11 protein-coding genes are annotated in these 12,254 nt (G+C 68.6%); 6 read left to right on the top strand and 5 right to left on the bottom strand.

Annotated features, from left to right (window positions below; all coding sequences use genetic code 11):
- Positions 1-37 precede the first annotated feature (37 nt).
- The 3 genes from ccsB to T336_RS0111965 all read right to left on the bottom strand — a co-directional run bounded on the left by ccsB (position 38) and on the right by T336_RS0111965 (position 4,424).
- A complete protein-coding gene (gene ccsB / locus T336_RS0111955; RefSeq protein WP_026432708.1) occupies positions 38-1,372 on the bottom strand; it encodes a c-type cytochrome biogenesis protein CcsB in 1,335 nt (444 codons plus the stop codon).
- Complete coding sequence (locus T336_RS0111960) at positions 1,369-3,561, bottom strand: cytochrome c biogenesis protein ResB (protein ID WP_026432709.1); 2,193 nt, start codon at positions 3,559-3,561, stop codon at positions 1,369-1,371. Before T336_RS0111960 ends, ccsB begins: the two co-directional genes overlap by 4 nt.
- 224 nt (positions 3,562-3,785) lie before the next feature.
- Positions 3,786-4,424 carry a c-type cytochrome gene (locus T336_RS0111965; RefSeq protein ID WP_019702599.1) on the bottom strand — a complete coding sequence of 213 codons (639 nt, stop codon included), beginning with the start codon at positions 4,422-4,424 and terminating at the stop codon, positions 3,786-3,788.
- Positions 4,425-4,515: 91 nt separating this feature from the next.
- Here T336_RS0111965 and yihA point away from each other — a divergent pair, with 91 nt between their 5' ends.
- Both yihA and T336_RS0111975 read left to right on the top strand, forming a co-directional pair.
- Positions 4,516-5,277, top strand: a complete 762-nt coding sequence (gene yihA, locus T336_RS0111970; protein WP_019702598.1) for a ribosome biogenesis GTP-binding protein YihA/YsxC — start codon at positions 4,516-4,518, stop codon at positions 5,275-5,277.
- 49 nt (positions 5,278-5,326) lie between these two features.
- Positions 5,327-6,247 carry an alpha/beta fold hydrolase gene (locus T336_RS0111975; protein ID WP_026432710.1) on the top strand — a complete coding sequence of 307 codons (921 nt, stop codon included), beginning with the start codon at positions 5,327-5,329 and terminating at the stop codon, positions 6,245-6,247.
- Positions 6,248-6,289: 42 nt separating this feature from the next.
- Here the strand turns inward: T336_RS0111975 and T336_RS0111980 are convergent, their stop codons facing one another.
- Both T336_RS0111980 and T336_RS0111985 read right to left on the bottom strand, forming a co-directional pair.
- Positions 6,290-7,162, bottom strand: coding sequence for a lysophospholipid acyltransferase family protein (locus T336_RS0111980; RefSeq protein ID WP_026432711.1), 873 nt, complete (start codon positions 7,160-7,162; stop codon positions 6,290-6,292).
- Positions 7,159-8,022 carry a lysophospholipid acyltransferase family protein gene (locus T336_RS0111985; RefSeq protein WP_026432712.1) on the bottom strand — a complete coding sequence of 288 codons (864 nt, stop codon included), beginning with the start codon at positions 8,020-8,022 and terminating at the stop codon, positions 7,159-7,161. The genes T336_RS0111980 and T336_RS0111985 overlap by 4 nt, the downstream gene beginning before the upstream one ends.
- Positions 8,023-8,177: 155 nt before the next feature.
- On the opposite strand from T336_RS0111985, the gene metK reads away from it, so the two are divergent.
- From metK to pncB, 4 genes are all read left to right on the top strand, one after another.
- Positions 8,178-9,359: a methionine adenosyltransferase gene (gene metK / locus T336_RS0111990; protein ID WP_026432713.1), complete on the top strand. Its 1,182-nt coding sequence runs from the start codon at positions 8,178-8,180 to the stop codon at positions 9,357-9,359.
- Between the two features lie 297 nt (positions 9,360-9,656).
- A complete protein-coding gene (locus tag T336_RS0111995) occupies positions 9,657-9,842 on the top strand; it encodes a DUF1328 domain-containing protein (RefSeq protein WP_011794134.1) in 186 nt (61 codons plus the stop codon).
- Between the two features lie 258 nt (positions 9,843-10,100).
- Positions 10,101-10,967 carry a cysteine hydrolase family protein gene (locus T336_RS0112000; RefSeq protein ID WP_026432714.1) on the top strand — a complete coding sequence of 289 codons (867 nt, stop codon included), beginning with the start codon at positions 10,101-10,103 and terminating at the stop codon, positions 10,965-10,967.
- A 56-nt stretch (positions 10,968-11,023) separates the two neighbouring features.
- Entirely contained in the window at positions 11,024-12,220 is a 1,197-nt protein-coding gene (pncB, locus tag T336_RS0112005; RefSeq protein WP_026432715.1) for a nicotinate phosphoribosyltransferase, read from the top strand.
- The last annotated feature ends 34 nt before the right edge of the window (positions 12,221-12,254 follow it).

Consider the following 12,254-nt stretch of genomic DNA (forward strand, 5'->3'; position numbering starts at 1 on the left):
TTATACGCGCCGAACCCTCCGAAGGATTCATCCCGCGTTACAACGTTCCATAGCTGTGCAGCCCGGAAAGCCACATGTTGACGCCCAGGAACGCGAAAGTGGTGACCCCGAGGCCCACCAGCGCCCACCATGCCGACACCGTGCCGCGCAGACCCTTCATCAGCCGCATGTGCAGCCAGGCAGCGTAGTTGAGCCAGACGATGAGCGCCCAGGTCTCCTTCGGGTCCCAGCTCCAGTAGCCGCCCCAGGCCTCGGCCGCCCAGAGGGCGCCCAGCACGGTGGCAATGGTGAAGAAGGCGAAGCCCACCGCGATGGCCTTGTACATCACGTCGTCGAGCACCTCGAAGGACGGCAGGCGCTCGGCGATGCGCCGGCGGCCCAGGAGGATGCCGGCGACGATGAGTGCGGAGATGCCGAAGTACACCATCCAGTAGCTGCCGCCGTTCTCGGCAGCGCCCTGGCGGAACACGATGGGCTCGAAGCACAGCACCACGCCGAGCATCCACAGCGGCGCGAGCTTCCACCAGCGCGTCTCGCCGGCCTGCTGCTTGATGAGGTAGGCGAAGGCCACCATGGCGGCGAGCGCGAAGGTGCCGTAGCCGATGAAGTTGGCGGGCACGTGCAGCTTCATCCACCAGCTCTTCAAGGCGGGCACCAGGGGCTGGATCTCGTGGGCCTCCCGCACGACGGTGTACCAGAGCAGGAAACCCACGGCGGCACTCACCACCAGCATGACGAAGCCGCCGAGCGCGCGCGTCGCGTACTGCTCCTCGTAATAGAGGTAGAACGCGGCCGTCATCCAGCAGAACAGCACGAAGACCTCGTAGAGGTTGCTCACGGGGATGTGGCCGATGTCCGGCCCGATGAGGTAGCTCTCGTACCACCGCACCAGCGTGCCGATCAGCGCCATGGCGATCGCCACCCAGGCGATGCGCGAACCCAGCAGGGAGAGCGTGCCGCGCTCTCCGCGGGCGAACATGCCCAGCCAGTAGAAGACCGTGCTGATGAAGAACAGCATGCTCATCCAGAGGATGGCGGACTGGCTGGAGAGGAAGTACTTGAGGCCGAACACCGTGTCCGCGCGCGCGAGGCTGCCCGCGCCGTCCTGCTGGTAGAGGCCGATGGCCAGCAAGGCGAAGGCCGCCACGGCCAGCATCAGCGTGCGCAGCGGCCGCCAGAACCACCCCAGCCAGACCGTGCAGGGGATGGCGCCGAGCAGGATCCCCTTCTCGTACACGTCCATGAAGGCGCCGTAGCGCTGCAGGGCATAGAGGCCGCCCGCCGCCACGATGGCCGCGAACATCCAGTCGAACCAGTTGCGGCGCGCGAAATAGCCTTCGCTCAGGGTGATGGTGGTGGTCGCCGTGTTCATGCGGTGATGCCTCCGTGGTGGGGCCGGGCCCCGATGAGTTTCTCGGTGAGCCGGGCGAACTCGCGGTCGCCGTCCATGGTCTTGCGGTTGGTGGACAGGGCCATGGTGGCGTCGGCCCCCTCTCCGTTTCCGGCCGGCGCCAGCCACACCCACACGCGCCGCTCGCGCACGTAGAGCATCGCGAACACGCCCAGGATCAGCAGCGCGCAGCCCAGGTACACCACGTTCTTGCCCGGGGCGCGCGCCACCTGGAACACGCTGGCCTGCACCTGCTTGAAATCCGCCAGTTCGAACGCCATCGGCGCCGGATAGGCCTGGGCGTCGCTGAGCGACAGCACGGCCTGCGTCATGAAGGCGCGGGTGGCCTCGTCCTGCGGCAGGGGCGCGAGGCCCGCGCGCTCGCGCGTCAGCTGGGCGAGCTCGAACAGCGCGCCGTTCAGGATGCGGATCAGCACCTCGCCGGCCCGCTCGCGCTCGGCGGGCGGCACGTTCGCCTCCATGAACTCCGAGATGGCCTGCAGCCCTCCGCGCTGCGGGCTGCCCGTGGCGGCCTTGCCGGGCTCCGCCGCGCCGGCGAAGATCGACAGCGCGCGCAGCGTGGACTGCGCGAGCTGATCGGCCAGTTCGGGCCGGGAGCCGTCCACCGCATGGGCCACGTAGCGCCGCACAGCCTGTTCGCGGAGCGCGGGATCCGCCAGAGCCATGCGCATGCGCAGGAAGCCGTCCATGCGGCCCTGGTCATCGACCGGCACGCGCAGGAACCGGAAGGGATCGGCCGGGGTCTCGCGCACACCCAGCAGGAACACGGGCTGGCCGTCGCCCGTGTCCACCGGCAGCATGTAGTTATGGAATTCGCGCGCCTGGCCCGCGGCGTCGCGCAGCTTGTAGGTGACGCTCGGACCCACGTTGCGCAATTCCTTGGGCGTGGACGTCTTGTTGCCCGCCCCGAGGCGCGACTCGATGGAATGGCGCAGGTCCACCTTGCGCACGTCCGCGCCGGAGCCACCGGCCCCGGCGCCGAAGTTCTCGACGTTGATGGTGCGCAGCCCCGTGAATTCCAGCGTGAGGGCCTGCGCGGCATCCGAGCCTTTCTCGCCGGTGCCCGCACGCTCGATGCGCGTGGAGCCGCCCACGGTTCCTTCCACCTCGAACGGCCGCACGCCCGGCGCCATGGGCACGGCCCGCAGCTTGAGCAGGGAGCCGCCGTCATCGAAGCTCGACTGGTAGATCTCGATGCCGCGGTAGCTGGCGGGGTGGTTCACCTCCACGCGGGCGGGCACGGATTCACCCGTGGCGCGGTCATGGATGACGATCTCGCTCGCGAAGAGCTTGGGCATGCCCGTGGAGTAGTGCTCCACGATGAATTTCTTCAGCTCGATGGAAAACGGCAGCTCCTGCAGCAGCACGCCGTCGGACTGGTTCAGGATGGCGGTGCCGGACTGGGTGCCCTCGGCCACGAACAGATTGCCCCGGAAGGTGGGATTGCGTTCGGAAAGCCGGTGCTCCGCGCCCACCTCGGACACCATCCCCCCGCCGGTGTATGGCGTCTTGCCCCCCAGCCACATCTGGGCGCGCACGATCAGGTCGCCGTCCAGCAGGCCCCCCAGGCAGATGAGCACGATGGCGCTGTGTGCGGCGATGTAGCCGATCTTGTTGGCGGCCCCGGCCTTGGCGGCCACCATCCACCCCGTTCCCGGCCCGGCGGAGGTGTCGCGCTGCTGCAGGCGGACCTTCCAGCCGCCGCCGGCCAGCAGCCCCCCGATGCGCCGTGCCGCGGCCTCAGGCACCTCGGTGCCGAGCACCGCGTGCGCGCGGTGGTGGAAGGCCTTCAGGCTCTGCTCCCGGACGTTTTCCTTGTAGCTGCGCAGGTCGGCGAGGTAGCGCGGCGCGTTGCGGGCAATGCACAGCGAAGTGCTGGTCACCAGAAAGGCGAGGATCAGCAGGAACCACCACGCGCTGTACACGGCATTCAGCCGCAGCGCCATGAAGAGTTCGGCCCAGAAGGGCCCGAACTGGTTCACGTAGTTCGCCGCGGGTTCGTGCTGCTTGAGCACCGTGCCGATCACCGAGGCGATGCAGATCACCGTGAGCAGCGAGATCGCGAAACGCATGGACGACAGCAACTCGACCAGGGCCCGCGCGGGTGCGGTGCGGGACGTATGCGGATGGCCGTGGACGATGTCGGACATGGAGACGGACAGGCGAAAAAGCGTGCAGCGAGGGGGACGGATGGAAGCGGCGGGGCCTGAAAACAGAAAAGGCGGGCCATCCGTTCAGATGGGCCCGCCCGTCTTGGGTGTGATTATCGGCGGCAGGTTCCGGAAGGCCGGGGGGCCAACCGAGTGGATTTTGACGCAAATCAAGCGCCGGGACTCCCGGGATTCCCGCAAGGTGCGCGGGGAGGAAGGGGGGGTCAGCGCAAGCCGGCGATGTAGTCCGCCACGGCGCGGATCTCGCGGTCGTTGAGCTTGGCGGCGACCTGCGTCATCTGCACGCTGTTGGCGCGCTTGCCGTCGCGGAACGCGGCCAGCTGCTTGGCCGTGTAGTCGGCATGCTGGCCCGACAGGCGCGGGTACTGTGCCGGGATGCCGGCGCCGTTGGGGCTGTGGCAGCCCGCGCAAGCGGCGATGTTGCGGTCGGCGATGCCGCCGCGGTAGATGCGTTCGCCCAGGGCGACGAGGTCCTTGTCCTTGGCGAAGCCGGGCTTGGCCTGCTTGCTGGCCGCCCACCAGGCGATGTTGCGCATGTCGTCTTCAGACAACGTGGCGGCGATGCCCTGCATCACCGGGTCGCTCCGCTTGCCGGACTTGAACTCCTGCAGCTGCTTGACGAGGTATTCGGGGTGCTGCTGGGCCAGCTTGGGATTGGCCACGATGGTGGAGTTGCCGTCGGCCGCATGGCAGGCCGCGCACACCGCGGCGAAGCTGGCCTCGCCCTTGGCCAGGTCCGGCTTGCCCGCCTTCTGCCCCGCCGCGGGTGCCTGGGCCGAGGCCGGGAAGGCGGCAACCGCCAGCGCGGCAGCCATCAGCATGGGAGCAAGCAGTTTCTTCATATCGGGGGTTCTGTGTTGTAGAAGGGGGCCGCAAAGCCCGTCAATCTTACAATGCGGCCCTTCGCGGGCGTCTCCCTGCTAACCCCCATTTATGACGACTACATCACATGCGCCAGTTGCTGGCTCGCTTCCGCCCGCACCCGACGCCAAGGTCGCCGTGGGATGGATGCACACGGCCCGCTTCCTCACCACCGCCGCGCAGCTGCACCACCTGCCGCCCATCGACGTCCCCGAAATCGCCTTCGTAGGGCGCTCCAACGCGGGCAAATCCACCTGCATCAACACGCTGACGCAGCAAAAGCAGCTCGCGTTCGCGTCGAAGAAGCCCGGACGCACGCAGCACATCAACCTGTTCGCCCTCGGCCGGCAGAACGTGACCGACGCGGTGCTGGCCGACCTGCCCGGGTACGGTTACGCCGCCGTGTCGCGCTCGGACAAGCAGCGCTGGCAGCAGGTGATGGTGAACTACCTCGTCAGCCGCAAGGGCCTCACGGGCATCGTGCTGCTGTGCGATCCACGCCTGGGCCTGACCGAGCTGGACGAGGCGCTGCTGGAGGCAGTGCGGCCGCGCGTCGAGGCCGGCCTGAAGTTCCTGGTGCTGCTCACCAAGGCCGACAAGCTCACGCGCGCCGAGCAGGCCAAGGTGCTGTCCATCACGCGACTGCAGGCGGGCGGCGGGGAGGTGAAGATGTTCTCCGCCCTCAAGAAGCAGGGCGTGGACGAGGTCGCGCAGCTGCTGTGGCAATGGTCGCACCCCCTGGGCACGACGCCGGCCGCAGCGGCCGGGCCGCAGGAGGGCCCGCAGCCACCTGACGCTCCCGCGCCCGGCCCCGAGGATTCCGCAACCCCCTGACGACCCGCGTGGACGATCCGCGCGGGTGGCCCCACGGACCGCCGCGCACATGACCGATACCACGCTCCATCCGCTGCCCCACGGCATCACCCTGCACTGCCGCACGCGCGGTGCGCCCGGATGCCCGGTCCTGGTCTTCCTGCACGGCTTCCCCGAAGGCGCCTTCATCTGGGACGGGATGCTGGAGCATTTCTCGCGCCCCGAGAACGGCGGCTACCGCTGCGTGGCGCCCTTCCTGCGCGGGTTCGCGCCTTCCAGCAGCCCGCAGGCCGTGGAGGCCTACCGGGCCAAACACCTCGTGCAGGACCTGGTGGCGCTCATAGAAGCGGAATGCGGCCCCGCCGCAGCCGGCGGCCGGCTCGCCGCACTGGTCGCGCACGACTGGGGCGGGGCGGTGGCCTGGAACCTGGCGAACCAGCGGCCCGACCTGCTGGAGCGCCTGGTGATCGTGAACTCGCCCCACCCCGGCACCTTCCTGCGGGAACTGCAGCACAGCCCGGAGCAGCAGAAGGCCAGCGAATACATGCACTTCCTCTGCCGGCCCGATGCCGAGGCCCTGCTGGCGGAGGACGGCTACCGCCGGCTCTTCGGTTTCTTCGACCGCCCCGACGGGAGCGCACCCGGATGGCTCACGCCCGAACTGCGGGGCCGCTACCGCGCCACCTGGGACGAAGGCCTCGCGGGCCCCTGCAACTACTACCGGGCCAGCCCGATGCGTCCGCCTCGCGAAGGCGAGCCGCATGCCGCCGCCGTCGAACTGCCGGACGGCATGCTCGGCATCACCCGGCCCACCCTGGTGCTCTGGGGCCTGGAAGACCCGGCGCTGCGTCCGGGCCTGCTCGATGGCCTCGACCACTGGGTACCGGCACTGCGGCTGCGCACGGTGCCGGGCGCGTCGCACTGGCTGGTACATGAACAGCCGGACCGCGTGGCGAGCGAAATCGGGGATTTCCTGAAGGAGACGCGCTAGCAGCGGCGGCCGCTGCCAGGCCATGGCGGCGGCCACCCGGCTTCAGCGATAGACCGACGGCTCGCCGGCCGGACGCGACTTGAAGCGCCGGTGCACCCAATAGTACTGGCCCGGCATGGTGTCGATCCACTGCTGCAGCTCGCGGTTCATGCGGGCGGTGTCGGCCTCGATGTCGTCGGTGGGATAGTTCTGCCAGGCCGGCATCATTTCCGCGCTGTAGCCGCGCGGCGTGATGCGGCCGATGAGCGGCACCACCTTGGCCCGGCCCAGCCGCGCGAAGCGGGAGAGCGAAGTGATGGTGGCGGCCGACATGCCGTAGAAGGGCACGAACACCGAATCGTTGGGCCCGAAATCCATGTCCGGCAGCAGGTACAGCAGCCCCCCCTTGCGCAGCCCGCTCAGGATGGGCTTGACGCCGTCGCCCCGGTTGAGCATGCGCACATTGCCGAAGCGCTGGCGGCCCGCGAAAAGCCAGGCATCGATGTCCGGATCGGGATGCGGCGTGAAGATGGAGGTGAAGGCCCTGTCGGTCTGCAGCGTGAGCGCGGTTCCCGCGGCGTCCATGCCCAGGAAATGCGGCGCCAGGATGATCGTGGGCATGTCGCCTTCCAGCTCATCGAGCGCGCCGTGGATCTCCAGGCGCTTTTCCACCACCGACTGCGGCGCCATCCAGAGCCAGCTGCGGTCCAGCCAGGCCTGGCAGAAGCGCACGAAGGTCTCGCGTGCCCACGCCCTCCGCTGCCCGGCGCTGGCCTGAGGAAAACACAGTTCCAGGTTGCGCAGGGCCACCTTGCGCCGCGGCCTGGCCAGTACATAGATCACCTGCCCCAGCACCCAGCCCAGGGCCCGCAGCACGGGCAGGGGCAGGCGCGCGAGCACGCGCATGCAGGCGAGATTGAAGCGCCCCGCCGTCATGCGTCCGCTCCCGGCGCGGCCTGCGTCGAAGCTTCGGCCCGCGGATGCTTGTAGCGCCCGTAGCCCCAGAGGTATTGGTCGGGAGAATGTCGGATGGTGCGTTCCATGGATTGGTTGATCTGCAGGACGGCAGTTTCGAGGGAAGAGGACAGCGGCTCGGCCAGGGGTTCGAAGTGCAGCACGTAACCCCGCCCGCCCGGCAGGCGCTCGCAGCGTGCCAGGATCACCGCGGCGCCGGTCTGCTGCACGAGGCGGGCAGCCAGGGTCATCGTATAGGCCGGCTGTCCGAAGAACGGCGACCACAGGCCCTGCCCCTCGGGCGGCACCTGGTCGGGCAGCAGGCCCACGGCCTCGCCGCGGCGCAGCGCCTTGATCATCTGCCGCACGCCCGAGAGCGCCGTGGGCACCGCCCGGATGCCGGGCCGGTCGCGCGCCGTGCGCATGAGTTCGGCGAGCCAGGCCTGCCGGGCCGGACGGTAGAGCACCGTGAAGGGGCCGTGCTCAGGGGCCCAGCGCTGCGCGGCGATCTGCACGGACAGCTCGAAGCAGCCGATGTGCGGCGTCAGGAAGACGATGCCCCGGCCGGCTGCCCAGGCCTGCTCGACGTACGCCTCCCCCTCCATGCGGAAGGGCGGCGCCCCGGGATGCAGCCACAGGCGTGGCAACTCGGCCGCCATGCGGCCCGCATGGGCCACCGCACCGCGCACGCGCGCGAACGGGTAGCCGGCCAGGGAAGCGTTGGCGAGGAAGCGGCGACGGTAGGTGGGCGACGCGAGGAACGCGATCCAGCCCAGCACGGCGCCCAGCGCGTGGAGCGCGGCCAGTGGCCATCGGGCGAAGAAGCGGAACGCAGTGGGCATCGTGACAGATCCGTGTCGGTAGAATGGGGGGGTCGCTGAGTTAAATGAGCAACTTGCAGGGCGACGTTAAACAACTCTGCTAAAGCGTTCGCCACGGCTCCACAAGGCTGAGGGCAACGCCCCAAAATGCCAAAAAAGCACAGGAGTTTATTCAAATGGCGAACGACTTTCTCTTCACGTCGGAATCGGTGTCCGAAGGCCACCCCGACAAGGTGGCGGACCAGATCTCCGACGCCATCCTCGACGCGATCTTCCGCGAAGACCCCCGCAGCCGCGTGGCCGCCGAGACGCTGACCAACACCGGCCTCGTCGTCCTGGCCGGCGAGATCACCACCAATGCCCACGTGGACTACATCCAGGTGGCACGCGACACCATCAAGCGCATCGGCTACGACAACACCGACTACGGCATCGATTACAAGGGCTGCGCGGTGCTCGTGGCCTACGACAAGCAGAGCAACGACATCGCCCAGGGCGTGGACCACGCCAGCGACGACCACCTGAACACCGGTGCCGGCGACCAGGGCCTGATGTTCGGCTACGCCTGCGACGAGACGCCCGAGCTGATGCCCGCGCCCATCTACTACGCGCACCGCCTCGTCGAGCGCCAGGCCCAGCTGCGCAAGGATGGCCGCCTGCCCTTCCTGCGCCCGGACGCCAAGAGCCAGGTGACGATGCGCTACGTGGACGGCAAGCCCCACAGCATCGACACGGTGGTGCTCTCCACCCAGCACCATCCCGACCAGTCCGAGACCGCCACCAAAATGAAGGCCAGCTTCATCGAGGCGGTGATCGAGGAGATCATCAAGCCCGTGCTCCCCAAGGAGTGGCTGCAGGACACGAAATACCTGATCAACCCCACGGGCCGTTTCGTCATCGGCGGCCCGCAAGGCGATTGCGGCCTCACGGGCCGCAAGATCATCGTGGACACCTACGGCGGCGCCTGCCCGCACGGTGGCGGCGCTTTCAGCGGCAAGGATCCGACGAAGGTCGACCGCTCGGCCGCCTACGCCGCGCGCTACGTGGCCAAGAACATCGTGGCCGCGGGCCTGGCGCGCCAGTGCCAGATCCAGGTGAGCTACGCCATCGGCGTGGCCCGCCCGATCAACGTCACGGTGTACACCGAAGGCACGGGCGTGATCCCCGACGACAAGATCGCCGCACTGGTGCAGGAGCATTTCGACCTGCGCCCCAAGGGCATCATCCAGATGCTCGACCTGCTGCGCCCGATCTACGAAAAGACCGCCGCCTACGGCCACTTCGGCCGCGAGGAACCCGAGTTCACCTGGGAAAAGACGGACAAAGCCCAAGCGCTGCGAGCAGCGGCCGGGCTGTAAAGCCCGGCGCTTGGCCTCAGGCCAAGCCTTGGGCTTTGCGGCGCAGGCTCATATCGCGAAGCGATGTGAAGGCACGCAGGGCCGTGCCGAAGCCACAAGGCCTCCCCGCCATTCACCGCACTCCGCAAAGCCGCCGCCCCGCCAGGTCCGGCGGCTTTTTCGTTGCGCGCGCTCCTACACCCGCAATCACGGCATGCCGACGGCGCCACGCACGGCCGCTGGCGATGATCGATGCACCCGACGCCGAAAGCGCCCTCACCGGCCCGGCGGCGGCTTCATCGTCAACGGAGCGACACCATGCTGAAGTACGCCATCATTTTCGCCATCATCTCCCTCATCGCCGGCGCGCTCGGCTTCAGCGGCGTGGCCGCGGGCGCGGCAGGCATCGCCAAGATCCTGTTCTTTCTGTTCCTCGTGGTCGCGGTCATCTTCATCGTGCTGGCCGTGCTCGGCGTGGGCGCGGCGCGCAGTGTGATGAAGTAACCGCCCTGGCGCTCCTGCGGCCGCAACACGGCGGCCCCAGGTCCAGCCAGCCCGGCATGCCCGGTCCGCGTTGTCCCTCGCCACATTCGGGGGACAACGCGGACCGGGCATGCGTGTTTATGGCACAGCGTCCCGCCGGGACAAAGGCTCAGAAGGCGGGCGCCCGTTGCACCTGATTACCAATCCGCGTCAGTTAGTTGCGTAAATAAACTAACAAACTAGAATGACCTCATCGCACCTTCTTCCCAGGACACAGCCATGACCCGCTTCTCCACCCCGCTGCACCTGCTGGCCATCGATCCCCAGAACGATTTCTGCGACCTGCCCGCGGACTGGTGTCCCGCCGATCCTGCCAGCGGTACGCGCCTGGCGCCTTCGCTGCCCGTGGCCGGCGCGCACGCCGACATGCAGAGGCTGGCGGCATTCGTGCGGCGTGTGGCCAGCCGCCTGGACGCGGTGACCGTCACGCTGGATTCGCACCAGCGCTACGACGTGGCCCATCCGCTCTTCTGGACGGCGCCCGCAGGCGGGGAGGTGCAGCCCTTCACGCCGATCACCGCCGCACAGGTGCGCGACGGCACCTTCCTTCCGCGCGATGCCGGAGCGTTGCCCCGCGTGCTGGCATACCTGGACGCGCTGGAGGCCCAGGGCCGCTACACCCTCATGGTGTGGCCTGTGCACTGCGAGATCGGAAGCTGGGGCCACGGCGTGCATGCCGAGGTTCTGGCGGCCTGCGCACAGTGGCAGGCCGTGCGCGGAGAGGCCGTGCAGGCCGTGTTCAAGGGCATGAACCCCTGGACCGAACACTACAGCGCGATCGAGGCCGAGGTGCCCGACCCGCAGGACCCGGCGACCGCGCTCAACGTCCCGCTGCTGGAGCGCCTGGGTGCAGCGGAGTGCCTGGTGATCGCCGGCGAGGCCAGCAGCCACTGCGTGCGCGCCACCACCGAGCACATCGTGCGGCACCTGCCGCGCCTGCAGCCGGGCTGGACGCCGGAGCGCGTCGTGCTGCTGACCGACTGCATGAGCCCGGTGCGCGGCTTCGAAAGCCAGCATGGCGCCTTCCTGGAAGCGATGCGCGCGCAGGGCGTGCGGCTCGCGGCTGCGGACGACATCGCGGCCTGACGCGGGCTGCCCGGCCTTCTTTCCATCACCCACCGCCTTCCAGGGAGCACGCACGCATGGCACCGATCATCCAGAGCCTGCTGGACACCGACCTCTACAAGTTCACCATGTGGCAGGCGCTGCTGCACCGCCACCCGCAGACGCAGGCCGAATACCGCTTCGTCTGCCGCAACGCACCGGCATTTCCGCTCGCGGAGCTGCTGCCGCAGGTCAACGCGGAACTCGACGCCCTGTGCGCCCTGCGCTTTTCCCCGGACGAACTGGCCTACCTCGGCGGGCTGCGCTACATCAAGAGCGACTTCGTGGATTTCCTGCGCATCTTCCAGTTCCAGCGCGCCTTCATCGAGGCGCGGGCGGAAGGGGAGCAGCTGTCGATCGTGGCGCGCGGGCCGCAGGTCCATGTGATGGGCTTCGAGATTTTCGTGCTGGCCATCGTGAACGAGCTGTATTTCCGCCGGCTCGGCGGTGGCACGGATGTGCTGCAGGAAGGCCGCCGCCGGCTGGCCGCGAAAATCGCGCGGGTGCAGGCGCTGGCTGCAGAGGCGCCGCGTGCCCATCCGTTCGAGATGTTCGACTTCGGCCTGCGCCGGCGCTACAGCGCCACCTGGCAGCGCGAGGTGGTGCAGACGTTCGCCATGCAGGCCCCGCAATGGTTCAAGGGCACGTCGAACGTGCTGCTGGCCCGCGACCTGCAGCTGGTGCCTATCGGCACCATGGCCCATGAGTACCTGCAGAGCTACCAGGCCCTGGGCGTGCGGCTGCGCGATTTCCAGAAGGCGGCGCTGGAGGACTGGGTGCAGGAATACCGCGGCGACCTCGGCATCGCGCTCACCGACACGGTCGGCATGGACGCCTTCCTCGCGGATTTCGACCTGTACTTCGCCAAGCTTTTCGACGGCCTGCGGCACGACTCGGGCGATCCGGTCGCCTGGGGCGAGAAGGCCCTGGCGCACTATGCGCGGCTGCGCATCGACCCTCACGGCAAGCGGCTGGTGTTTTCCGACGGGCTCGACGTGGAGCGCGCCCTGGCGCTCCATCGCCACTTCGGCGACCGCGTGCAACTGGGCTTCGGCATCGGCACGCAGCTCAGCAATGACCTGGGGCCGCGCCCGCTCAACATCGTCATGAAGATCGTGCGTGCCAATGGCCAGCCGGTCGCGAAACTGTCCGACAGCCCGGGCAAGACGCTGTGCGACGATGAAACCTACCTCGCCTACCTGCGGCAGGTGTTCAGCCTGCCGCGCGAGCCCTGACCACTTCCGCCCTTTCGCTTTTCCCCCAACAACG

Origin of the sequence: Paracidovorax oryzae ATCC 19882 (assembly GCF_000687165.1) — a bacterium.
GTDB classification, from domain to species: domain Bacteria; phylum Pseudomonadota; class Gammaproteobacteria; order Burkholderiales; family Burkholderiaceae_C; genus Paracidovorax; species Paracidovorax oryzae.

Bases quoted from the DNA above. Each gene is read 5' to 3' on its own strand.
- T336_RS0111975 (WP_026432710.1), top strand. From the start codon at position 5,327: ATGACCGATACCACGCTCCATCCGCTGCCCCACGGCATCACCCTGCAC.
- T336_RS0111980 (WP_026432711.1), bottom strand. From the start codon at position 7,162: ATGACGGCGGGGCGCTTCAATCTCGCCTGCATGCGCGTGCTCGCGCGC.
- T336_RS0111965 (WP_019702599.1), bottom strand. From the start codon at position 4,424: ATGAAGAAACTGCTTGCTCCCATGCTGATGGCTGCCGCGCTGGCGGTT.
- T336_RS0112000 (WP_026432714.1), top strand. From the start codon at position 10,101: ATGACCCGCTTCTCCACCCCGCTGCACCTGCTGGCCATCGATCCCCAG.
- pncB (WP_026432715.1), top strand. From the start codon at position 11,024: ATGGCACCGATCATCCAGAGCCTGCTGGACACCGACCTCTACAAGTTC.
- yihA (WP_019702598.1), top strand. From the start codon at position 4,516: ATGACGACTACATCACATGCGCCAGTTGCTGGCTCGCTTCCGCCCGCA.
- T336_RS0111995 (WP_011794134.1), top strand. From the start codon at position 9,657: ATGCTGAAGTACGCCATCATTTTCGCCATCATCTCCCTCATCGCCGGC.
- T336_RS0111960 (WP_026432709.1), bottom strand. From the start codon at position 3,561: ATGTCCGACATCGTCCACGGCCATCCGCATACGTCCCGCACCGCACCC.
- metK (WP_026432713.1), top strand. From the start codon at position 8,178: ATGGCGAACGACTTTCTCTTCACGTCGGAATCGGTGTCCGAAGGCCAC.
- T336_RS0111985 (WP_026432712.1), bottom strand. From the start codon at position 8,022: ATGCCCACTGCGTTCCGCTTCTTCGCCCGATGGCCACTGGCCGCGCTC.
- ccsB (WP_026432708.1), bottom strand. From the start codon at position 1,372: ATGAACACGGCGACCACCACCATCACCCTGAGCGAAGGCTATTTCGCG.